Raw genomic sequence first — 21828 nt, forward strand, 5'->3', positions numbered from 1 at the left:
TGCCCGTTCGCACCGCCGCAAACAAGGTTGGCCGCATGCCTGCGCGGCGATGCGGCCAACCTTGAATTCATACGCGGTGAACGCTGGGCTTCGCAGGCTCAGCCCAAGCCACCGTGCTGGCATAGAAATGAGCCAAGCTACTCCTGACGATGCTCCACATTGATTTCTCCCTTTTCAGTTTGAGAACTGAACTTCTCGGGGGTGATTTCGAGAATCAGGTCACGGATGGTATGGCCGGGTCGAAAGATGGGCGGTGACATGGCAGTGATGCGCTCAACCAGATAGCCATCCTTGACCAGCCAGGTTCCAGCAACAGAAATTGGTATTTGTTGCTGCCTCATTTGAGCAATGCCACTACCCGCAAATGTGCCGTCCGACCGAAAAGTGGTCGTACCCTGTAGCGACAATTCATCATCGCTTTTACTGAAGCGCCAAGTACCGACAAGACGAGCAGAGCGATCTTGGTCTAGTTGGCTGGTAAGTTGTGTCGGTACTGCTGGTGTGCTGCAGGCCGACAGGGCAAGACAAAAGATGAGCAGCATTGAGGAAGTGATTAAGCGTTTGTTCATGATTTATGATCTTTTTCTGAAGCATGCAAAGTTTATGGGCTACCCCAAGGTTTGACTCACCGTCTACGGCACGACTCAGTAGTGTCGTCATGTCAATGCTGTTTTGCAATATGCAAATGGCGTTAAGGTGCCGGGTATTTTGTAGTACCTCCCCCGGATGCGCCTGTGGCTTATCCAGGCTACGAGTGGCCAACGCCACCCACCCCGTTGGCGCAGGCCGTGAAAACGGCCGCCAGCCCGGAAATAAGCAGCCCCTTTTAGCGTATGAGCGCCGCCGGGATGGCGGCCGGTTTTACGGGAATTCCTGCGCCGTCGGGTCGCCTTTTCTTTGGGTACTTTCTTTTGGCGAAGCAAAAGAAAGTACCCCGCCGCCACGCGGGAAGCAGCAGATAAAAAATCCGCGCAGCGGAGTCACCAGACAAAACAAGGTTGGCCGCAAACCTAGCAAGGCTTGCGGTCAACTTTGGTCACTCACTCGCGGTAAACGCTGGGCTTCGCAGGCTCAGCACCCGCCTACATATCCGACTTTCCGCGTTATCAACATAAAGAAAGAAGGGCAAGCCAACCGGCTCGCCCCTGTTCACCTCACCTTGCGGCCAACCTCGGCCGCCGCCTCAACCGCTCACCAAGACCCGAACGGATTCTTCGACAGGTAGGCGTTGGTATAGCGGCCGTCGAAGGTGACTTCCTCGCCCAGCCACGCCGGCTTGTCGAACGGCGTGTCTTCCGACGGCAGTTCGATCTCGGCCAGCACCAGCCCGCCGTTGTCGCCGAAGAACTCGTCCACTTCCCAGATAAAGCCGCCGAATTCGATGCGGTAACGCAGCTTGTCCACCACCATCGGGCACATCGCATCCATGATGGTCTGCGCTTCGCTGGCCGGAATGCTGTACTCGAACTCGTGACGGCTGATGTCGCTGATCTGGCCCTTCAACGTCAGCCAGGCCTGGTCGCCGACCACGCGCACGCGCACGGTGCGCTCCTTTTCCACCGACAGGTAGCCCTGGCGGTAGCGCACGCCTTCGGCCAGACCGCGCCAACTGTCACCGTTTACCTTGAAGCGGCGTTCAATTTCCACTGCCATGCGATTCTTCTTTCTTGAGCAGGCGGGCCGGCGCCTTCAGGCGCCAGTCGGCCTCGTGATAGGGATAAACATCCTGCGGCCAACGGGCATCCAGCCGGTAGACAAACCAGGGCCTACCGCGCTGCAGGCGGTTGCCTTTCAGCGCGTCGCTGTAGTCGCTGTGGGCGGCCAGCACGCTGCAGTACGCCTTGGTGCCGGGATAGTGGCCATCGGCAGCCGGTTGCAGGCCGGCCGGCAGCTGGCCCGGCGGCAGGCGGCCGGGCAGCGGCGCCACGTTGGCCGCAGGGGCATCGCCGTAGTCCTGGCCGCTGAGCACGAACACGCCATCGGTACAGTCCTGGCGCTTGCAGCCGGCCAGCAGGGCGGCCAGCAGAATGAGGGGAAGGGCGAATTTCATCAGAACGGTTTGACCACCACCAGAATCACCACCGCCAGCAGCACCAGCACCGGCAGCTCGTTGAAGACGCGGAACCAGACATGGCTCCGGCGGTTTTGCCCGCCGCGGAAATCGGCCAGCAGTTTGAAGCAGTAGCCGTGATAGCCGATCAGCGCGGCCACCAGCGTGAGCTTGGCATGCAGCCAGCCACCGCCGATGCCGTAGCCGAGCATCAGCCACAGTCCGAACACCACCGCCAGCACCGCCAGCGGCGTCATGAAGCGCAGCAGCTTGTGCGCCATCAGCAGCAGGCGATCGAACTCGGCGCCCGGCTGTGCCAGCGCCAGGTTGACGTAGATGCGCGGCAGGTAGAACAGGCCGGCGAACCAGGCCACCACAAAGAAAATGTGCAACGCCTTGAGATAGAGATAAGCCATGTCAGAGTCCGTACGCAGCGCGTACATGCTTGGGGAGTTTACGCAGCACCAGCTGCCAGGATGCGGCCAACCCTTGCTGCAGTTGGGCGGTGTCCAGCGCCGCGGTGCCGCTGACGCTGATCCAGCGCGCGCGTGCCAGATACGGCGCCGGACGCACGCCGGGCAGGCCGGACAGCGCGAGAAAATCCTCGTCCGCCACCTTGTAGGCCAGCGTAGCGGCACTGAAGGTAGCGAACATCTTGCCCTCTACCTTCAGCACCTGCACGCCACCCCACAGCAGCTCCAGCGTGGCGCCGGGCAAGCCCCGCGCATACTGCAGCAAGTCGTCCAGCCGGGCGGGGGTCAGTTCCACGTGAAACCGCTTACTTCTTCGGTGCGGCCTGGTACAGCGGCATCACCTTGGGAATCAGCCGCTGCAGCTGGGCAATGCGGTCTTCGCCGGACGGGTGGGTGGACAGGAAGCCCGGACCGCTGCCGCCACCGGCCTTCAGCATTTTCTGCCACAGGGTGATGGAAGCCTGCGGGTTGAAGCCGGCACGCGCCATCAGCTCCAGACCGATGGTGTCGGCTTCGCTTTCCATGCCGCGGCTGTGCGGCTTGGTCAGTGCCACGTCGGTGGCCAGCGCCGCCAGCTCCATCGAGCCCTGCGACAGGCCGGCCAGCTGGCCGACGATGCTGAGGCCGGCCTGCTGCGCGTAGGCCTGGCTCATGGTCTCGCGGCTATGCTCGCGCAGCGCGTGCGCCATCTCGTGACCGATCACGGTCGCCAGCTCGTCGTCACTCAGCCCCAGCTTTTCCACCAGCCCGCTGTAGACCATGATCTTGCCGCCAGCCATGCAGTAGGCGTTAAGCTCCGGCGAGGTGGCGACGTTGACCTCCCACTGCCAGTTGCGGGCATCGGCGCGGAACACCGGCGTCTGGCGGATCAGGCGTTCGGCAATGGTCCGCACGCGGCGGGTGATGACGGCATTGCTGTTCAGCGCCCCGGCCGTTTTGGCCTTCTGCAGCTCCTGGGTGTAAGCCTGGGCCGAGGTCTGGTCGACCTCCTGCTGCGACAGCAGGATGAACTGCCGGCGGTTGACCCCTACCTCGCCGCCGGCGGTGGTGTTGACACATCCGGCCAGCGCCGCCGCAACCAGCAGACCGGCACTACAAGCTCGCAGAGTGGTGTTCATTGTCTATGCATCCGTCAAGTGATGGCTCAGAATGCCATCATTTCGAAATCGTCCTTGCGCGCACCGCAATCGGGGCAAGTCCAGTTCATCGGTACATCGGCCCAGCGGGTGCCGGGGGCAATACCGTCTTCCGGGCGGCCGGCGGCCTCGTCATAAATAAAGCCGCAAATCAGGCACATCCAGGTTTGCATGGTTTCTGTTCTCGAACGGTTAAAATACACATTGTAAATGCTCCTGCACAAAGAGGATAAACCTTGAGCCAAGACATCGAGCTGCCGCCCATCGTGCTGACGCTGGCCGGCTCCGACCCCACCGGCGGCGCCGGCATCCAGGCCGACATCCTGACCCTGGCCAGCATGGGCTGCCATCCGCTGTCGGTGATTACCGCCGTGACGGTGCAGGATACCCGCGGGGTGCAGGATTTTCTGGTCATCGACGACGAGTGGGTGCTGGACCAGGCCCGTGCGGTATTAGAGGACATGCCGGTGGCAGCGTTCAAAGTCGGCATGCTCGGCAGTATCGACAACGTGGTGGCGATTGCCGAGCTGGCCGCCGACTACCCGGATATCCCGCTGATCTACGACCCGGTGCTGGCCAGCGGCCGCGGCGACGAACTGTCGCGCGACGAGCTGGTCCATGTGCTGCGCGACATGCTGCTGCCGCAAGTCACGGTGCTGACCCCCAACAGCATGGAAGCGCGCCGGCTGGCGGCCAACGATGAAGACGACGAAGAAGCCATCACCCTGGCCGATTGCGCCAAACGCCTGACGCGGCTGGGCTGCGACTACGTGTTCATCACCGGCACCCACGAAACCACCCGCGACGTGGAAAACCGCCTCTACGACCGCAGCGGCGAGGTGCGCATGGATAGCTGGCCGCGCCTCAACGGCAGCTTCCACGGCTCCGGCTGCACGCTGGCCTCGGCGGTAGCCGGCCTGGTGGCGCGCGGCCTGGCAGTACCGGAAGCCGTCAAGGAAGCGCAGGACTACACCTGGCAGGCCTTGCGCTACGGATTCCGCCCCGGCATGGGCCAGTACATTCCCGACCGGCTGTTCTGGGCCAACGACGACGCCGGCGAAGACGACAACAAGGATCAAGATGCCCAACGTTAGTGGTTTGTATGTCATCACCCCCGATACCGACGATACCGAGCAGCTGATCGAACAGGTCAGCGCGGCGCTGGATGGCGGCGCGCGGGTACTGCAGTACCGCAACAAGAGTAACGACACCGTGCGCCGGCTGTGGCAGGCCAATATCCTCGCCAGCCTGGCACGCAGCCGGCACGCGCTGTTCATCATCAATGACGACATCGAGCTGGCACGGGCAGTGAACGCCGACGGCGTGCACGTTGGCCGCAACGATGCCGCCATTGCCGCCGCCCGCGCCGCACTGGGGCCGGCCGCGCTGATCGGCGCCAGCTGCTACAACAGCCTGGCACTGGCCCGCGCCGCGGTGGCTGCCGGCGCCAACTACGTGGCCTTTGGCGCGGTTTTCTCTTCCGGCACCAAGCCGGAGGCGGTGCATGCCCCGCTGGAACTGTTTGCGCAAAGCGCCGACCTGGGCGTGCCGCGCGTGGCCATCGGCGGCATCACCCCCGCCAATGCCGGCCAGGTGGTCGCCGCCGGCGCCGACGCCATTGCGGTGATCGGCGGCCTGTTCGACGGCGATGGCATTACCGAACGCGCCATCGCCCTGGCCGCGCTGTTCGACTGAGCTTGCGGCCAACGCGACAACCCTGTACAAGGCGCGGCAAGGCTAGTAACGTATCAAAACGATACGTTACTAGCGAGCCCGCCATGCACAACCGTTTCGACCAATTCCGCCTCACCGCCCTGGGCCGCCAGCTGGAAGCGCTGATCGATAGCCCGCAGCGCTATATCGAGTACGCGGCGCTGTCGCGCGCCGAAATTCCGGCGGTGACCGCCATCGTGCACGATCTGCAAAGCCGTTTTCCGGAGCTTGCCGCCGATCAGACCGCCCGCCAGTTCTGCGGCGCGATGGTCGGCGATGTGATGCGCCGCCACGGCCACGAGCTGCTGCGCCCGCGCGGCCGCGTGCCCGGCGGCTACTTCAGCTACGGTGCGGTGTGGTCGCCGACACCTCGCCGCCACAGCTTCGCCGAACTGCTGCAACAGCTGGCCGCCATGCCGGCGCTGGTACAGCAAAGGTTGGCCGCACTACCGGCGGCGCAACGCAAGCTGCGCCCGGCCGGCACCGCCTTCTGCGCGCTGGAGCACCTGTGCCACCTGCGCGATCTGGATAACGATGCCTTCCTGCCGCGGGTGCAGGCGATGCTGCAGCAGCCGCAGCCGGTGCTGCAGGACGTCAACGGCAGCCAGTGGGCGATCGAGCGGGACTATCTGGCACAGGATTACCAGCAGGCGGCTGCCGGTTTCGATCGCGCGCGCCAGGCACTGCTGGCGGTGTTGCAGGATTGCGATGCCGCCGCGCAGGCGCGCATCGGCAGCTGGGAAGGGGTGCGCCGGCTGACGCTGGCGGAACTGGTCGCCGACATGGTGGCGCACGACGCCACCCACCTGCAGGAAATCGACGAACTGCTGCTGGCACTGGCCGGCGAGCCCCTCTAGCCAGCGGCAAGCAGCGCCGGCATGACCGGGGCGGACCAGTCATGCGGCCAACGTTGGCCGCGCTACAGCAGCTCGCGCACCGGCAGCAACGCCGGCCGCCCGAGATGAAAGCCCTGATACAGCTCCAGCCCCAGCGCCTGCATCGCGGCGAGCTGGTCGGCGTTTTCCACCCCGCATACCACGCTGCGGCAGCCGATTTCCCAGGCCAGCTGCAATTCGCTGGCCAGCCGGCCGCCGTCGCCAAGCTGCTGGTCCAGCAGCATGCTGCGGTCGAACTTGATGATGTCCGGACACAGCGCGCGGGTGCGGCCATGGCTGGAAGCGGTGGCGCCGAAATCGTCGATGGCCAGCCCGAAGCCGGCCTGCGAGAACTGCCGCAGGCTGCCAGCCAGCTGCAACGGGCTGTGCTCCAGCTCGTATTCCAGCACCTCCAGCACCATGCTGTCCGCCGCCAGCCCCAGTGCCGGCAGCAACTGCTGCAGCAGCGACAACAGCCCGTCCTGCTGCAATGACGCCGCCTGCACGTTGAGCGACAGACAGCCTTCCACCCGGGCCTGGGCAAAATTGTGCACATGCATGAACAGCGTCAGCACATCCAGCTGCCGCGCATCGCCGTCGTCCAGCGCGGCAAACAGCAGATCGGGGCGCAAGGGCTGACCGTCGCCATCCTGCACCCGCAACAATGCCTCGTGCCCGAACACGCCGCCGCTGCGGTAGAACAGCGGCTGGAACACGCTGTGCAGGCGATAGCCGGCAAACTGTGCCTGATAGCGGCCGTCGCCATCGCGTTGCAAGGCTGGCAGCAATGCTGCCAGGGTGGGCTGGGAGGTCATCAAGGGGATACCGGTAGCGACAATGGTTGCAGCATAGTCCGCAGCGTGGCGGCTGCCGAGCGAAATCATGACCCGCGCGGCATGGCGTCGCGGCGGGCATTCATTGCCATTGTGTAACGACCTGCAACAAAACGGCTACCAACTGGCCGTTCTGCCGCTACATACGCGTGCTTGAATCGCCGCATACCCCTTGCTCCGCGACCCAAGCCATGGCCCATCTGCGTCTGATCCTTCCCTTGCTGCTGCTGGCCGGCTGTACCACGCCGACGGCGGTGCAGACCCCGACCAGCGCCTACCCGCAGTTGCGTCCGGTGCTGGCGATGCCGGCGGACGGTTCGATCTTCAACCCCAGCTCGTCGCGCATGTTCTTCGAGACGCGGCTGGCCGCCCACGTCGGCGACGCCATCACCATCAAGATCGAGGAAGACCTGAGCAGCAGCAGCTCGCAGGCGCTGAACGACAAATCCAGCGGCAGCAACAAGGTCAACGGCCCGGCGGCGCTGAATACCGTGCCCGGCATGGTGAAGCAGCTGTTCAATGTCGATGTGGATTCGGACTACAACCTGCAGGACAAGCTGGACCAGTCGCGCAAGAACAGCAGCAAGATCACCGGCAATATGATGGCGTCGGTCATCGACGTGCTGCCCAACGGCTACCTGATGATCGGTGGCGACAAGATGCTGCTGATCAACGGCAAGCAGTCGTTGCTGCGCCTGACCGGGGTGGTGAATCCGGCCAACCTGCAGGCCGACAACTCCATTTCCTCCAAGCAGGTGATCAATGCCCGCCTCGATCAGGTCAACCGCGACATGCCGCTGGATGCCAGCGTGGTGGCGTGGATGCAGTTCCTGTTCGGCGTGGCGCTGATGGTGTACTGAGCCGGCTCAGGGCGCCACCGCCGGCGGCTGCAGCGCGAACAGCAGCTGGTCGACCAGGAAGATCAGCTTGGCATCGGTACTGGCCCAGCGGTCCATCACCCGCGGTTCGTAGGCGACGCTGGCCAGCGTGCGCCCTTCCTTCTGCAACGCCATGGTGGCGTAATTGAGATAGGCGCGGTCCTTCTCCCAGGCCCGGGTGGCGGCATAGATGAAGGTGACGCAATCCCGTGGCATGGTGCCCGGCTGGTACACCTGGGTAGCCACCCCGCGGCGCGTCATGCCGTCCTGCACCACCCGCACAAAGTCCGGCACCGTTACCGCCTCGTTCCACTGGATGCAGATGCGCTTGTACGGTGCCTGCCGCCGGTCGAAACGCTGCCGCTCCTTCTCCACGAACGCCTGCATCTCGCTGGCGGTAGAGAAGGTGAAGGTGAAGATATCCATCGTCGGATTGGGCAGCGACTGTACGGTGATGCAGCCGGACAGTGTCAGCAGGAGCGTGGCGACAAGCGGGATACGTTTCATGAGCGGAAGGCCGGTTAGCGACCGCATAGACTGCGGCATTCGGCGACCAGTCTAGCCAGCGCATTGTTGCTTCCGGTTGGCCGCATTGTAGAAACATGCTTACAAACGGCACATATTTGGCCCACTACGGCGCCGCTACCCTGTGGCTTGAATACGGCCAACCCGGTAGCCCGATCCCATTACGCCATGCTGCAAGCCATTTACCCGCCCCCGACCCAACTGAGCGACCCCGGCACCATCCGCGTGCTGGTGGTGGACGACGACGACGAAATCCGCGAGCTGATCTGCCAGTATCTTGGCAACTACGCCATCGGTGCCGTCGGCGTGGCCAATGGCGAAGCGATGCAGGCGGCGCTGGCCGAACAGCGCTTCGACGCCATCGTGCTCGACCTGATGCTGCCGGGCGAGAACGGCCTGTCGCTGTGCAAGCGCGTGCGCAGCCATTCCACGGTGCCGATCCTGATGATCAGCGCCCACGGCGATCCCACCGAGCGCATCATCAGCCTGGAAGTCGGCGCCGACGACTTCCTCACCAAACCGTTCGACATCCGCGAGCTGGTGGCACGCATCCACTCGGTGCTGCGCCGCACCCGGCAGCAGCACGAGACGGCAGCCAGCGCGCCGGCCGCGCCGGACCGGCTGTCCTTCGGCGACTGGCAGCTGCACCTGACCCTGCGCCAGCTGCAGGACCGCGACGGCACCGTGGTGCCACTGTCCAATGCCGAGTTCCGCCTGCTGTCGGCGATGCTGCAACGGCCACGCACGGTGCTGGACCGCGACCAGCTGCTGGACCTGACCCGCGGCAGCACGGTGGAAGTGTTCGACCGCAGCATCGACATCCTGATCTCGCGCCTGCGCGGCAAGCTGCGCGACGACCCGCGCAGCCCGCGGCTGATCCGCACCGTGCGCGGCGAAGGCTATATGCTGGACGCGCAGATCCGCCCGCTGTAAGCCTGCGGCCAGGCTGGCACATGAAAAAAGGCCATCCGCACGCGGATGGCCAAGCCCTTTGCCCTCACCACATCAGCACCTACTTGATGTTCCCCAGCTGCTTGTTCAGCGACAGCGCGTCGTAGAAATCGCCCTGATACACGATCTTGTTGTTCTTCACCCGGATCAGGCTCAGCCCTTCGAAGTTGATCGGCTTGCCGGTGGCCTTGCCTTCGTTGATGGAGGCATCGATGTTCGGCCCGGTATTGGTGCCGGTGAAGCGCCAGCGGAATACCACCTCGTTCTTGGTCACCACCGGTTTGTCGAGCATCTGCCACTTCAGGTCCGGAAAGCTGTTCATGAAGAAGCGGATCACGTTGTCGCGCGCCACCACCACGCCATACTGCGACTCGCCCACCGTCACGTCGTAGTACTCCACCTCCGGGTCCATCGCCATCGCCGCCTGGTTGGCGTCGTGCGCGTTCCAGCCCGCCATGTATTGCTGCACCACCTGCAAAGGTGTCGCCGCCCAGCTGCCGGCAGACAACATCAGACCGCCCACTACCGTAGCCAGGGCAACGCGCCGGGTGATTCCTGTGTACATGTGTCTCTCCCTATGTGAACGAGGTTGGCCGCAGCCCTGCGGCCAACCGGATGGCCTTACTGCTTGATCATCACGTGACGTACACAGCTGTAATCTTCCAGCGCGTACATCGACATGTCCTTGCCGTAGCCGGAGCGCTTCATGCCGCCGTGCGGCATCTCGTTCACCAGCATGAAGTGGGTATTCACCCAGGTGCAGCCGTACTGCAGCTCGGCCGACACCTTCATCGCGCGGCCAACATCGCTGGTCCATACCGAGCTGGCGAGGCCGTAATCGGAATCGTTGGCCCAGCCGATCACCTGTTCGGTGTCGTCGAACGGGGTGATGGACACCACCGGGCCGAACACCTCGCGACGCACGATCTCGTCGTCCTGGCGCGCGCCGGCGATCACCGTCGGCTGGTAGAAGAAGCCGGCGCCGCTGCCGATGGCGCCACCGGTCACCACTTCGATGTGCGGCTGCTGCTCGGCGCGCTCGACGAAGCTGGCGACGCGGCTGCGCTGGCGTTCGGAAATCAGCGGCCCCATCTCCACACCTTCCAGGTGCTGATGACCGTACTTGATGGTGGACACCGCGCCGGCCAGATCGGCGACGAAGCGCTCGTAGACGCCTTTCTGCACATAGATGCGGCAGGCGGCGGTGCAATCCTGACCGGCGTTGTAGTAGCCGAAGGTACGGATGCCTTCCACCGCGGCAGCGATGTCGGCGTCGTCGAACACGATCACCGGCGCCTTGCCGCCCAGTTCCAGGTGGGTGCGCTTGAGTGAGCGCGAGGCGGTTTCCAGCACGCGCTGGCCGGTGGACACGTCACCGGTGATGGAGATCATGCGCACTTCCGGCTGCGAGATCAGCGGGCTGCCGACGGTTTCGCCACGGCCCAGCACCAGGTTGAATACGCCCGGCGGCAGGATGGCGGCGGCCAGTTCGGCCAGCTTCAGGGTGGACAGCGGCGTCTGCTCCGACGGCTTGAGCACCACGGTATTGCCGGCGGCCAGGGCCGGCGCCATCTTCCACGCCGCCATCATCAGCGGGTAGTTCCACGGCGCGATGGAGGCCACCACGCCCAGCGGGTCGCGGCGGATCAGGCTGGTATGGCCGGGCAGGTATTCACCGGCCAGCGCACCGGTCTGGGCGCGCACCGCGCCGGCAAAGAAGCGGAACACGTCCACCACCGCCGGAATCTCGTCCGCCAGCGCCAGGTGATACGGCTTGCCGCAGTTCAGCGACTCCAGCCGCACGAACTCCGGGCCGCGCGCCTCGATGGCCTCGGCCAGCGCCAGCAGCTTCTCGCTGCGCTCGCGCGGGGTGGTGCGTGCCCAGCCGGCAAAGGCGCGCTGCGCCGCCGCCACTGCGGCCTGCACCTGTTCGCCGCTGGCTTCGGCGATTTCCGCAATCAGTTCGCCAGTGGCCGGGTTGACGATACGCTCCGGCTCGCCTTGGCCGTCGACAAATTCGCCGCCAATCAGCATGCGGGTTTGCAGGGTCTTTTCCATATACACCTCGGTCATTTACCGCTGCCGGCAGTGTCTTCCGTGCCGCGGGTCAGGTAGTACGCCGCCAGAATCGGCAGCGCGGTGATAAGCATCACGGTCATGGCCACCACATTGGTGATCGGCACATCGCGTGGGCGGGTCAGCTGGTTCAGCATCCAGATCGGCAGCGTCACTTCGTTGCCGGCGGTAAAGGTGGTGACGATGATCTCGTCGAAGCTCAGCGCGAAGGCCAGCATGCCGCCGGCCAGCAGCGCGGTAGCGATCTGCGGCAGCACCACGTAGCGGAAGGTCTGGAACATGTCGGCGCCCAGGTCCTGCGACGCCTCCACCAGGCTGTAGCTCAGGCGGCGGAAACGGGCGACCACGTTGTTGTAGATCACCACCACGCAGAAGGTGGCGTGGCCGACGGCGATGGTCCAGAAGCCGGACGGGATGTCCGCCAGCCGGAACGCCGACAGCAGCGCGATGCCGGTAATGATGCCGGGCAGGGCGATCGGCAGGATCAGCATCATGGTGATGGCGTCCTTGCCGAAGAACTCGCGGCGGTACAGCGCGGCGGCGGCCAAGGTGCCCAGCACCAGCGCCAGCACCGTGGCCAGCAAGGCCAGCTGCAGCGACAATCCGATGGCCTGCATCACGTCGTTGCGGGCAAACGCCGCCGGAAACCACGCCAGGGTGAAGCCTTTGGGCGGAAAGCTGTAACCGGCGCTTTCGGCGTTGAAGGCATAGATGATGATCACGGCGATCGGCAGGAACAGGAAGCCGATGCCACCGTAGGCCAGCAGGCGCAACCACAGCGGGGCGCGGTCTTGATCAGAGTGCATCGAACGCTCCCAGTTTGCGTGCGCCGGTCAGGTACAGCGCGATGATCACCACCGGCACCACGGTGAAGGCGGCGGCCAGCGGCATGTTGCCGATCGAGCCCTGCATGGTGTAGACCATGGAGCCGATGAACAGGCCGGACGGGCCGATGATCTGCGGGATGATGTAATCGCCCAGCGTCAGCGAGAAGGTGAAGATGGAACCGGCCACCACCCCCGGGAACGCCAGCGGCAGGATCACGTGGCGGAAAGTCTGCGCACCGTTGGCGCCCAGGTCGCTGCTGGCTTGCAGCAGGTTGGCAGGCACCCGCTCCAGCGCCGCCTGCACCGGCAGGATCATGAACGGCAACCAGATGTAGGTGAACACGGCGAAGCGGCCCAGGTGCGAGGTGGTCAGCGAGTTGCCACCCAGCAGCGGCAGCGTCATCAGCCAGTCCATCACGCCACCCAGTCCCAGATGCTGGTAGGCCCAGTACACCATGCCGTCCTTGGCCAGCAGCACGGTCCAGGCATACACCTTGACGATGTAGCTGGCCCACATCGGCAGCATCACCGCCACGTAGAAGAAGCCCTTCTTCCAGCCACGGGCGTAGCGCACCATGTAATAGGCCAGCGGGAAGGCCAGCACCGCCGACGCCAGCGACACCGCCGACGCCATCAGCAGGGTGCGCAGCACCACGTCGAAGTTGGCCGGCTGCAGCAATTGCCGGTAGTTGGCCAGTGTCAGCTCGCGGCTGACTTCCATGGTGAAGTCGTCGAAGGTAAAGAAACTCTGTGCCAGCAGCGTCGCCAGCGAGCCGATATACACCACCAGGAACCACAGCAGCGGCAGGCCCAGCAGCAGACCCAGCTGCAGGCCGGGGCGGCGGTACAGCGCCACGCCCAGCCGTTGCCACAGGCCGAGGGCCGGGGCGGCGGGGGTGACGGGCAGGGAGGCAGTCATCATGGCATCCCCCTTAACCGGCCAGCGGCAGCATGGCCTGACGCTGCCAGGCCAGGGTGATGGCGCTGCCGATCACCGCCGGCGCCGCCTGCGTGTCGTGCTCGTTGGGCAGCACCATGCTCACCACCTTCTCGCCGAGCACTTCCACCTCGTAGCGGCTGACCGCGCCGAGGTACTGGATGTCCAGCAGCTTGCCCGGCACCCGCACCACGTCGCCGTCCAGCTGGCCGGCGGGACGGATGCGTTCCGGGCGCACCGCGAACGGCTGCTCCAGCCCGGCCAACGTGGCCGCCAGCGGGCCGTCGAACACGTTGGCCGCCCCGACAAAATCGGCGACAAAGGCGGTAGCCGGCTGGTTGTACAGCACCTGCGGCGCGGCGACCTGCTCGATGCGGCCCTTGTTGAACACCGCCACGCGGTCGGACATCGACATCGCCTCGCCCTGATCGTGGGTCACGAACACGAAGGTGATGCCCAGCTGGCGCTGCAGCGATTTCAGTTCGGTCTGCATCTGCTCGCGCAGCTTGAGATCCAGCGCGCCCAGCGGCTCGTCCAGCAGCAACACGCGCGGCTGCAGGGTCAGCGCCCGTGCCAGTGCCACACGCTGACGCTGGCCGCCGGACAACGCCGACGGGCGGCGGCTGCCGTACTGGCCCAGTTTGACCAGCTCCAGCATTTCTTCGGCGCGGCGATGGCGCTCGCTCTTGGGCACGCCCTTGAGCATCAGGCCGTAGGCGACGTTGTCCAGCACGTTCATGTGCGGAAACAGCGCATAGTCCTGGAACACGGTATTCACCGCCCGCAGATTGGGCGGCAGGCCGGCGGCTTCCTGGCCGAAGATACGGATCGAGCCGCTGGTGGGCTGCTCGAAACCGGCGATCAGCCGCAGGCTGGTGGTCTTGCCGGAGCCGGACGGCCCCAGCATGGAGAAGAATTCGCCCTCGGCAATCTCGAGGCTGATGTCGTCAACCGCACGCACGCTGTCGTAGTGGCGGCTGACCTGATGGAACTGGACGGCAATAGACATGATTCACTCCAATGCGCGGCAACAGCGCGCAAGGCTGGCGGCCCGGCGGGCACGCCGTACTGCGGGTGAGCAGCCGCCACACCCCGCCCCTCAGCGGGACATGGCGGTGCTCGTTTGAAACGCGGTAACAAGTTGGCCGCAAGCGCCATGCCGGCGGCCAACCCTGATGGCCGGCTTAGCGCCCGCCCATGATGGCGATGTAGTCGCTGGTCCAGCGGCTGTACGGTACGCAAGTGCCCTGGGTCTTGCAGGTAGCGATCGGCGTTTTCCAGAAGCGGATCTGCGCGAAGCGGTCAAAGCCGTTGCTCTTGCAGAAGTCGCTGCCGCCCGGTGCCTTGGTCTTGCAGGCATCGGCCACCACCGGGTTGGAACCGAACCACTCGGCCAGCGAGGACTGCAGGTTCTTGTTCAGCGACCATTCCATCCACTTGTAGGCACACACCGGGTGCTGCGCCTTGGCGTGCAGCATGGTGGTATCGGCCCAGCCGGTGGCGCCTTCTTTCGGAATCACGCCGGCTACCGGGAAGTTTTCGCCCTGCAGGGTATTGATGGTGTAGCCCCAGGCACTGGATGCGGCGACGCCTTCTTTCTTGAAGTCGTTCATCTGCACGGTGACGTCATGCCAGTAGCGGTGGGCAAGCTGTTTCTGCTGGCGCAGCAGCTGCAGCACGGCCTGGTACTGGGTTTCGTTCAGCTCGTACGGGTCCTTGATGCCCAGCGCCGGATTCTTGCTCATCAGGTACAGCGCGGCATCGGCGATGTAGATGGCGCCATCGTAGGCCTGCACCTTGCCCTTGTTAGATTGGCCGTTGGCCAGCTTGCCCGGCTCGAACACCGCGGCCCAGCTGGTCGGCGCAGTCGGATACAGCTTGGTGTTGTACATCAGGAAGTTGGCGCCCCACTGGTACGGCGTGCCATACACCTTGCCGCCGACTGTGTACCAGTTGCCGTTTTTCACCCGCGGGTCCAGCGTGTTCCAGCTGGGAATCAGGTTCGGGTTGATCTCCTGCACCTTCTTGCCATAGATCAGGCGCAGCGAGGCGTCGCCGGAGGCGGTAACCAGGTCGTAATTGGGGGAGTTCATCAGCGACACCATCTCGTCCGAGGTGGCGGCGGTTTTGACACTGACCTGGCAGCCGGTGTTCTTTTCGAACTGGGTCACCCAGTCGTAATTCTTGTCGGTCTCGCCGCGCTCGATATAGCCGGGCCACGCGATGATGTTGAGTTTGCCTTCCGGCGTGCCAAGCGTGGTGGGCGTTGCGGCCAACAGCGGGGTGGCGACCATGCTGCTACAGACGGCGGCGCAAGCCAGGACATGCAGGCGATGCTTCATCACAGTTCTCCTTTGCAGATCGGCGCATTGATTGCGTCTTTAGTGGTGTGCTGCATTCTAGGAACCGCGTTTCGGCACCACCAAGGCAACTTGCCCAATACGACCTATCGGAAAAACCGGATGCTATGCCGGAGTGTTGGCATTTTTCGCTACGTGCCCGCAAGCCATGGCAAGGAATGGCAGTAATGGCGATGAATCGCTGCCGGACCACGCCAAGCAATCTTTATTACCGATTGCTTGCGGTGACATATCTGTTTTCTGGATAGAAAATTGATCAAATCAATTGTGACTGCGGGTGTACTCGCGCGCCACGGTCAGGAAGTTCTGTGCCGTTTCCGCCACTTTGGCGCCACGCCGCCACGCCAGCCCCACCTGTAGCGAGGGCGTTTTTTCCATCAGCTGGCGCACTTCCAGCCGGTCGCCATCCAGCGACCACGGCCGGTATAGCAGATCCGGCATCACCGCCAGCCCGGCACCGGTAGCCACCAGGCTACGCAGACCCTCTACCGAACTGGTACGCACCGCCACCGTTGGCCGCAAGCCCTGGCTGCGCCACAGCGCGGTGGCCACGTCTTCCAGCTCGTCCAGCTTCAGGGTGACCAGCGGCTGCTGCGCCATCTCGCCTACTGCCACCGTGCCCAGCTCCAGTAGCGGATGGTTCACCGGCAGCCACAGCCGGTAGGCGGATTCCAGCAGCGTTTCCGCCTCCAGCGCCTGGCGGTTTTCCAGATTGGAAACGATCAGCACCCCCACATCCAGCTCGCCGTTGACCAGCAGATGCTCGATGTATTCGCGCTGGTCTTCCACCACCCGCACGTCCACCAGCGGAAAGGTATTGCGGAAGCGGTCCAGCAAGTAAGGCAGGAAGTAGCCGCACACCAGACTGGTGACGCCGATATTGAGCTGGCCGGTGACGGTATCCGGCCGCGCGCGCATCGCCTCGCGGGCATTGCGCACCGAGGCCAGGATCTGGTGCGCATGGCGCAGGAACTGGTAACCGGCGTGGGTCAGGATCATGCCGCGCGCGTGGCGCTGGAACAGCGTGGCGCCCAGGTCGGCCTCCAGCGAGCGGATCGCCTCGGTCACCACCGATTGCGACACGTTCAGATCCTGCACCGCGCCGGTAATCGACTCGGCCTCGGCCACCGCCACGAAATAGCGCACGTTCTTCAGCGTGATTGCCACGTTTTCCCCCTGTAGATGTGACGGTGTCGCCCGCCTTGGGCTGCACTTTACACCATGGGGCGGCCCGACGAAGCGGGCAGGCAGGTCAGAGCCGAGTACAGCAGTGGCAGGGTCAGCGCGGCGGCGGCCTCCGGCGGCATCACCAGCGACATCTGCGGCACGGCGATGCCGCCGAACACACCAGCAAAGCCGCCCTTGGCCACGCCGGTGAGCAGAATCGCCATGGCGCTGACCAGCCAGGCGGAAAGGGAAAGACTCATTGGAAAGTCGCGACGATAAACAGTACGCCGCCGAGCTTACCGGCTAGATGAAATGTGCGCATGGGCGGCATGCACAGCATGACTAGAACAGACTGTCCTGCGCAGCCGCCGTGCCCCAGGCAATTTCGCCACGGCCGCGTGCGGCCAACCATTGGTTGGCCTGCGAGAAGTGGCGGCAGCCGAAGAAGCCGCGGCTGGCGGATAGCGGCGACGGGTGCGCCGCCTTCAGCACCGCGTGGCGCTGCGCGTCGATGCGCTCGGCCTTGCTCTGTGCCCAGTTACCCCACAGCAGGAACACGCAGCCGGGGTTGGCCGCATTCACTGCATCGATCAGCGCGTCGGTCACCGCCTGCCAGCCGATCTTGCCGTGGCTGCCGGCCGAATCCGCTTCTACCGTCAGCGAGGTGTTGAGCAGCAGCACGCCCTGTGCCGCCCAGTGCGACAGGTCGCCGCTGGCCGCCGGGGCGATGCCCAGATCGCTGGCCAGTTCCTTATACATATTGCGCAGGCTGGGCGGAATCTTCACCCCGGCCGGCACCGAAAAACTCAGCCCCATCGCCTCGCCGGCGCCGTGGTACGGGTCCTGCCCCAGGATCACCACGCGCACATCTTGCGGCGCCACATGATGCAGCGCATTGAAGATCAGCTCGCGCGGCGGATAGATCGCCACGCCGTCCGCGGCGCGCGCGGCCAAGCGGGCGTCGATGGCCTGCAACTGCGCCGCCAGGGCCGGCGCGGACAGCAGTTCACGCCAGGCAGCGGGCAAGGAGGCAAGGGCGGGGGCAAGATAGGTCATTGTCGGAGCCATAACGGTGAGCACACGCCGACTGGCGCTGGCGGGCAGCGGTCGGGGCGGGCATGGGAAAAGAAAAAGCCGCTCCGGTACGGAACGGCTTGTGGTCTGCCAGCGGCAGGCTAGTAACGCGCCATCGCCGGGTCAACCTCGTTGGCCCAGGCATCCACGCCACCACGCAGGCTCTGCACGTTTTCAAAGCCGGCATTCTGCAGATACAGGCCGACCTGGAAACTGCGCACGCCATGATGGCAGATGGTGACGATGGGCACATCGTCCGGCAGCTCGTTGTGGCGCAGCGGCACCAGGTGCATCTGCATTTGCTGCGAGCCGTCGATGCGGCACAGCGCCAGTTCCCAGTCCTCGCGCACATCCAGCAGCAGCGGCTTGGCGCGGGATTCGTCCGCCAGCCAGTCCGCCAGATCGCGGGCAGTGATTTCGCTGATCATGCTCAGAAGCTGAAACGGGACGGCTCGATGGCGTCCAGTTGCTGCAGGCGGGCGATGTTGGTGTCGAAGCTCACGCTTTCCTGGTAGGCGCTTTCCGCCACGCGGGTAATCACCTTGGCGATCATCACCGGGGCGTCGCCGGCGATGACCGCCAGACGGCCGCCGATAGCCAGCTGCGCTTTCAGCGCTTCCGGCACCACCGGTACCGAGCCGCCGACGAAGATCACATCGAACGGCGCTTGCGAGGCCAGGCCGTCGATACCGTTACCGACCGACAGGGTCACGTTGCGGATGCCGGCGGTTTTCAGGTTGGCCGCCGCACGCTGCGACTGCTCGGCATCCAGGTCCACGCTGTACACGTGCTGGCTGACAGCGGCCAGCAGCGCGGTCATGTAGCCGCTGCCGGTACCCACTTCCAGTACCTTGTCGGTGGATTTCACCTGCAGGTCCTGCAGCAGGCGGGCTTCCACTTTCGGCTCCAGCATGGTGCAGCCGTTTTCCAGCGGCAGCTGTACGTCGGCAAATGCCAGGGTGCGCTTTTCTTCCGGCACGAAATCTTCGCGTTTCACATGAAACAGCAAATCGAGAATGGAGGTGTCGAGCACATCCCACGGACGGATCTGCTGCTCAACCATGTTGAAACGGGCTTGTTCGAAATTCATTCGGAAACTCCGAGGGATTCAAGACTAAAGGAAGGACGACTCTGAAAACGGCACTGATGCTTGATTTCATGCAGTTTTCACAGGCGACCGAGGCAAGCGGCGGGCGCAACCTAACTTGCGATTATCCCACAATTAACTTACCTTCACAGCATCGCTAGGGGTCCTGCCCCTGCCGTGGAGGATGCCACAGCGTTGTGCGCAAACGACACTGGCAGGTTGGCGGGTGAGAGTCACCCTTCGAACCTGACCCGGATAATACCGGCGTAGGGAAGCGTAATCTGCCAGACACCGCACATCGTCATGCGTTCCCGCACCGGTCTGCGGCCAACCTGCAGCCGGCCATGCCGGGCCGCTCCTTGCGCCGTTTCATCGCACTGGAGAACCTGCCCGATGAACGCGCCTGCCAAACTCAACGAACAAATGGTGGTGGATTCCGCCGCCATCCAGCCGCTCCCCAACTCCCGCAAAATCTATGTCGAAGGCAGCCGCCCGGACATCCGCGTGCCGATGCGCGAGATCAGCCAGGCCGACACCCCGACCCAGTTCGGCGGCGAGCAGAACCCGCCGATCTACGTCTACGACACCAGCGGCCCGTACAGCGACCCGCAAGCACAGATCGACATCCGCTCCGGTCTGCCGGCGCTGCGCGCGGCGTGGATTGCCGAGCGTGACGACACCGAGCTGCTGGCCGGCCTGTCCAGCGACTACGGCCGCGCCCGCGAAGCCGACCCGAAACTCGCCGAGCTGCGCTTCAACCTGACCCGCAAGCCACGCCGCGCCAAGGTTGGCCGCAATGTCAGCCAGATGCACTACGCACGGCAGGGCATCATCACCCCGGAGATGGAATACGTCGCCATCCGCGAAAACCTGAACCGCAAGGCGTATGTCGAGTCGCTCAAAGCCACCGGCAACAATCGCCTGCTGGAACTGATGACCCGCCAGCACGCCGGCCACAGCTTCGGCGCCAACCTGCCGGAAGAAATCACCGCCGAATTCGTGCGCCAGGAAATCGCCGCCGGCCGCGCCATCATCCCCAACAACATCAACCACCCGGAATCCGAGCCGATGATCATCGGCCGCAACTTCCTGGTAAAAATCAACGGCAACATCGGCAACAGCGCGGTAACGTCGTCGATCAGCGAAGAAGTGGACAAGATGACTTGGGGCATCCGCTGGGGCGCCGACACCATCATGGACCTGTCCACCGGCAAGAACATCCACGAAACCCGCGAGTGGATTCTGCGCAACTCGCCGGTACCGATCGGCACCGTGCCGATCTACCAGGCACTGGAAAAGGTCAACGGCAAGGCCGAAGACCTGACCTGGGAAATCTTCAAGGACACGCTGATCGAGCAGGCCGAGCAGGGCGTGGATTACTTCACCATCCACGCCGGCGTACGCCTGCAATACGTTCCGCTCACCGCCGGCCGCATGACCGGCATCGTGTCGCGCGGCGGCTCGATCATGGCCAAGTGGTGTCTGGCGCACCATAAAGAGAATTTCCTCTACACGCACTTTGAGGAAATCTGCGAGATCATGAAGGCCTACGACGTAGCCTTCTCGCTGGGCGACGGCCTGCGTCCGGGTTCGGCCTGGGATGCCAACGACGCCGCGCAGCTGGGCGAGCTGAAGACGCTGGGCGAACTGACCCAGATCGCCTGGCAACACGACGTGCAGGTGATGATCGAAGGCCCCGGCCACGTGCCGATGCAGCTGATCAAGGAGAACATGGACAAGGAGCTGGAGTGGTGCCACGAAGCGCCGTTCTACACCCTGGGGCCGCTCACCACCGACATCGCGCCGGGCTACGACCACATCACTTCGGCCATCGGTGCGGCGCAGATCGGCTGGTACGGCACCGCGATGCTGTGCTACGTGACGCAGAAAGAGCACCTCGGCCTGCCGAACAAGAACGATGTGAAAGAAGGCATCATCACCTACAAGCTGGCCGCCCACGCCGCAGACCTCGCCAAGGGTCACCCCGGCGCGCAAATCCGCGACAACGCGCTGTCCAAGGCGCGCTTCGAGTTCCGCTGGGAAGACCAGTTCAACCTCGGCCTCGACCCGGACAAGGCGCGCGACTTCCACGACGAAACACTGCCGAAAGACAGCGCCAAGGTAGCGCACTTCTGCTCCATGTGCGGCCCGCACTTCTGCTCGATGAAGATCACCCAGGACGTGCGCGAATTCGCCGCCAAACAGGGCATCAGCGAACAAGACGCGCTGCACAAAGGCATGGAAGTGAAGGCCATCGAGTTCGTGCAGGGCGGCGGCAAGCTGTACGACAAGGTGTAAGCCTCGTCTGCTTCACGTGAAACAAAAAAGGTTGGCCGCAGTGATGCGGCCAACCTTTTTGCATTTTTCGATCATGCACGGCCATCACGCCCAACAGCCTTGATAAGCAACGCAGCTTCCGGCAATTGCCACTGCCATCGCCGCCGCCACCGTCTATGCTGGACAGGACATCACCGCCAACAGGAGTGCCATATGGATACCAGCAGCCATGATCTGCAGGGCCTGTTCAAGCAGCTGGGTCTGCCGGCAGACGCCCACGCCATCCGCGCCTTTATTGCCAGCCACCCGCTGGCGCATGAAACCAATATCGAGGAGGCGCCGTTCTGGAGCCCGTCGCAGGCCGCCTTTCTGAAGCAGTCACTGGACGAGGATGCCGAGTGGGCGGAGGCGGTGGACGCGCTGGCCAACCTGCTGTCCGGCTAGCCTGCCGTCGCCGTAACGATGGTCTATGCTGGGGTACACCCTGGGCATGCGCGCACTGCTGTTGCCGTGCAGCCGGCCCGGCTACCCCGCCACACGGTCGCCGCCTCGGCCCCCGCGCTTGCTGCGGCAGCCGTTGGCCGCGGCC

Annotated in this window: 27 protein-coding genes and 1 riboswitch; of the genes, 7 read left to right on the forward strand and 20 right to left on the reverse strand. The window is 64.3% G+C overall.

Going from position 1 to position 21828, the window contains the following annotated elements:
- Positions 1–137 precede the first annotated feature (137 nt).
- The 7 genes from HU218_RS00880 to HU218_RS00910 form a co-directional block, all read right to left on the reverse strand.
- Positions 138–569, reverse strand: a complete 432-nt coding sequence (locus HU218_RS00880) for a hypothetical protein (protein ID WP_174873029.1) — start codon at positions 567–569, stop codon at positions 138–140.
- 622 nt (positions 570–1191) lie between these two features.
- Entirely contained in the window at positions 1192–1653 is a 462-nt protein-coding gene (locus tag HU218_RS00885; protein ID WP_174873030.1) for a CYTH domain-containing protein, read from the reverse strand.
- Positions 1637–2050, reverse strand: coding sequence for a DVU_2496 family lipoprotein (locus HU218_RS00890; RefSeq protein ID WP_174873031.1), 414 nt, complete (start codon positions 2048–2050; stop codon positions 1637–1639). The genes HU218_RS00885 and HU218_RS00890 overlap by 17 nt, the downstream gene beginning before the upstream one ends.
- Complete coding sequence (locus HU218_RS00895) at positions 2050–2466, reverse strand: CopD family protein (protein ID WP_174873032.1); 417 nt, start codon at positions 2464–2466, stop codon at positions 2050–2052. The genes HU218_RS00890 and HU218_RS00895 overlap by 1 nt, the downstream gene beginning before the upstream one ends.
- A 1-nt stretch (position 2467) precedes the next feature.
- Positions 2468–2818, reverse strand: coding sequence for an MmcQ/YjbR family DNA-binding protein (locus tag HU218_RS00900; RefSeq protein ID WP_174873033.1), 351 nt, complete (start codon positions 2816–2818; stop codon positions 2468–2470).
- 10 nt (positions 2819–2828) lie between these two features.
- Positions 2829–3641 (reverse strand): M48 family metallopeptidase, encoded by an 813-nt coding sequence (locus HU218_RS00905; protein ID WP_174873034.1) that lies wholly within the window; start codon positions 3639–3641, stop codon positions 2829–2831.
- 26 nt (positions 3642–3667) lie between these two features.
- Complete coding sequence (locus tag HU218_RS00910; protein ID WP_174873035.1) at positions 3668–3832, reverse strand: rubredoxin; 165 nt, start codon at positions 3830–3832, stop codon at positions 3668–3670.
- A gap of 63 nt (positions 3833–3895) precedes the next feature.
- Here HU218_RS00910 and thiD point away from each other — a divergent pair, with 63 nt between their 5' ends.
- The 3 genes from thiD (at position 3896) to HU218_RS00925 (ending at position 6229) form a co-directional block, all read left to right on the forward strand.
- Complete coding sequence (gene thiD, locus HU218_RS00915) at positions 3896–4753, forward strand: bifunctional hydroxymethylpyrimidine kinase/phosphomethylpyrimidine kinase (RefSeq protein ID WP_246210682.1); 858 nt, start codon at positions 3896–3898, stop codon at positions 4751–4753.
- On the forward strand, positions 4740–5354 hold the full coding sequence (gene thiE / locus HU218_RS00920) for a thiamine phosphate synthase (protein ID WP_174873036.1): 615 nt from the start codon (positions 4740–4742) through the stop codon (positions 5352–5354). The genes thiD and thiE overlap by 14 nt, the downstream gene beginning before the upstream one ends.
- An 83-nt stretch (positions 5355–5437) precedes the next feature.
- A complete protein-coding gene (locus HU218_RS00925) occupies positions 5438–6229 on the forward strand; it encodes a DinB family protein (RefSeq protein WP_174873037.1) in 792 nt (263 codons plus the stop codon).
- 62 nt (positions 6230–6291) lie between these two features.
- Here the strand turns inward: HU218_RS00925 and HU218_RS00930 are convergent, their stop codons facing one another.
- Positions 6292–7131 carry an EAL domain-containing protein gene (locus tag HU218_RS00930; protein ID WP_217450670.1) on the reverse strand — a complete coding sequence of 280 codons (840 nt, stop codon included), beginning with the start codon at positions 7129–7131 and terminating at the stop codon, positions 6292–6294.
- A gap of 140 nt (positions 7132–7271) precedes the next feature.
- Here HU218_RS00930 and HU218_RS00935 point away from each other — a divergent pair, with 140 nt between their 5' ends.
- Positions 7272–7940 (forward strand): flagellar basal body L-ring protein FlgH, encoded by a 669-nt coding sequence (locus HU218_RS00935; RefSeq protein WP_174873038.1) that lies wholly within the window; start codon positions 7272–7274, stop codon positions 7938–7940.
- A 6-nt stretch (positions 7941–7946) separates the two neighbouring features.
- Here the strand turns inward: HU218_RS00935 and HU218_RS00940 are convergent, their stop codons facing one another.
- Complete coding sequence (locus HU218_RS00940) at positions 7947–8465, reverse strand: hypothetical protein (RefSeq protein WP_174873039.1); 519 nt, start codon at positions 8463–8465, stop codon at positions 7947–7949.
- A gap of 186 nt (positions 8466–8651) precedes the next feature.
- On the opposite strand from HU218_RS00940, the gene HU218_RS00945 reads away from it, so the two are divergent.
- Positions 8652–9416, forward strand: coding sequence for a response regulator (locus HU218_RS00945; protein WP_174873040.1), 765 nt, complete (start codon positions 8652–8654; stop codon positions 9414–9416).
- A gap of 79 nt (positions 9417–9495) precedes the next feature.
- Here HU218_RS00945 and HU218_RS00950 read toward each other — a convergent pair whose 3' ends face one another.
- The 11 genes from HU218_RS00950 to HU218_RS01000 all read right to left on the reverse strand — a co-directional run bounded on the left by HU218_RS00950 (position 9496) and on the right by HU218_RS01000 (position 18965).
- A complete protein-coding gene (locus HU218_RS00950; RefSeq protein WP_174873041.1) occupies positions 9496–9999 on the reverse strand; it encodes an ester cyclase in 504 nt (167 codons plus the stop codon).
- A gap of 56 nt (positions 10000–10055) precedes the next feature.
- The gene (locus HU218_RS00955) at positions 10056–11507 is read right to left on the reverse strand and encodes a gamma-aminobutyraldehyde dehydrogenase (protein ID WP_246210683.1); all 1452 of its coding nucleotides are present in this window, start codon (positions 11505–11507) and stop codon (positions 10056–10058) included.
- On the reverse strand, positions 11504–12316 hold the full coding sequence (locus HU218_RS00960) for an ABC transporter permease (protein WP_174873042.1): 813 nt from the start codon (positions 12314–12316) through the stop codon (positions 11504–11506). Before HU218_RS00960 ends, HU218_RS00955 begins: the two co-directional genes overlap by 4 nt.
- Positions 12306–13259: an ABC transporter permease gene (locus tag HU218_RS00965; protein WP_246210684.1), complete on the reverse strand. Its 954-nt coding sequence runs from the start codon at positions 13257–13259 to the stop codon at positions 12306–12308. The genes HU218_RS00960 and HU218_RS00965 overlap by 11 nt, the downstream gene beginning before the upstream one ends.
- Before the next feature lie 10 nt (positions 13260–13269).
- Positions 13270–14283, reverse strand: coding sequence for an ABC transporter ATP-binding protein (locus HU218_RS00970; protein WP_174873043.1), 1014 nt, complete (start codon positions 14281–14283; stop codon positions 13270–13272).
- A gap of 175 nt (positions 14284–14458) precedes the next feature.
- Positions 14459–15616 carry an ABC transporter substrate-binding protein gene (locus HU218_RS00975; RefSeq protein ID WP_174873044.1) on the reverse strand — a complete coding sequence of 386 codons (1158 nt, stop codon included), beginning with the start codon at positions 15614–15616 and terminating at the stop codon, positions 14459–14461.
- Between the two features lie 279 nt (positions 15617–15895).
- Complete coding sequence (locus HU218_RS00980) at positions 15896–16801, reverse strand: LysR family transcriptional regulator (protein ID WP_174873045.1); 906 nt, start codon at positions 16799–16801, stop codon at positions 15896–15898.
- Positions 16802–16848: 47 nt separating this feature from the next.
- The gene (locus HU218_RS00985; RefSeq protein ID WP_174873046.1) at positions 16849–17061 is read right to left on the reverse strand and encodes a hypothetical protein; all 213 of its coding nucleotides are present in this window, start codon (positions 17059–17061) and stop codon (positions 16849–16851) included.
- Between the two features lie 82 nt (positions 17062–17143).
- Positions 17144–17857, reverse strand: a complete 714-nt coding sequence (ung, locus tag HU218_RS00990; protein ID WP_174873047.1) for a uracil-DNA glycosylase — start codon at positions 17855–17857, stop codon at positions 17144–17146.
- 119 nt (positions 17858–17976) lie between these two features.
- The gene (locus HU218_RS00995) at positions 17977–18303 is read right to left on the reverse strand and encodes a rhodanese-like domain-containing protein (RefSeq protein WP_174873048.1); all 327 of its coding nucleotides are present in this window, start codon (positions 18301–18303) and stop codon (positions 17977–17979) included.
- A 2-nt stretch (positions 18304–18305) separates the two neighbouring features.
- Positions 18306–18965, reverse strand: a complete 660-nt coding sequence (locus tag HU218_RS01000; RefSeq protein ID WP_174873049.1) for a protein-L-isoaspartate O-methyltransferase family protein — start codon at positions 18963–18965, stop codon at positions 18306–18308.
- Positions 18966–19111: 146 nt separating this feature from the next.
- A riboswitch (TPP riboswitch) is annotated at positions 19112–19252 on the forward strand.
- A 103-nt stretch (positions 19253–19355) separates the two neighbouring features.
- Between HU218_RS01000 and thiC the strand changes: the two genes are divergently transcribed.
- Complete coding sequence (thiC, locus tag HU218_RS01005) at positions 19356–21260, forward strand: phosphomethylpyrimidine synthase ThiC (protein WP_174873050.1); 1905 nt, start codon at positions 19356–19358, stop codon at positions 21258–21260.
- A 192-nt stretch (positions 21261–21452) separates the two neighbouring features.
- Positions 21453–21683, forward strand: coding sequence for a DUF2789 domain-containing protein (locus HU218_RS01010; protein ID WP_174873051.1), 231 nt, complete (start codon positions 21453–21455; stop codon positions 21681–21683).
- The last annotated feature ends 145 nt before the right edge of the window (positions 21684–21828 follow it).

This window comes from Vogesella oryzae, assembly GCF_902829295.1.
In the GTDB taxonomy this organism is placed as follows: Bacteria; Pseudomonadota; Gammaproteobacteria; order Burkholderiales; family Chromobacteriaceae; genus Vogesella; species Vogesella oryzae.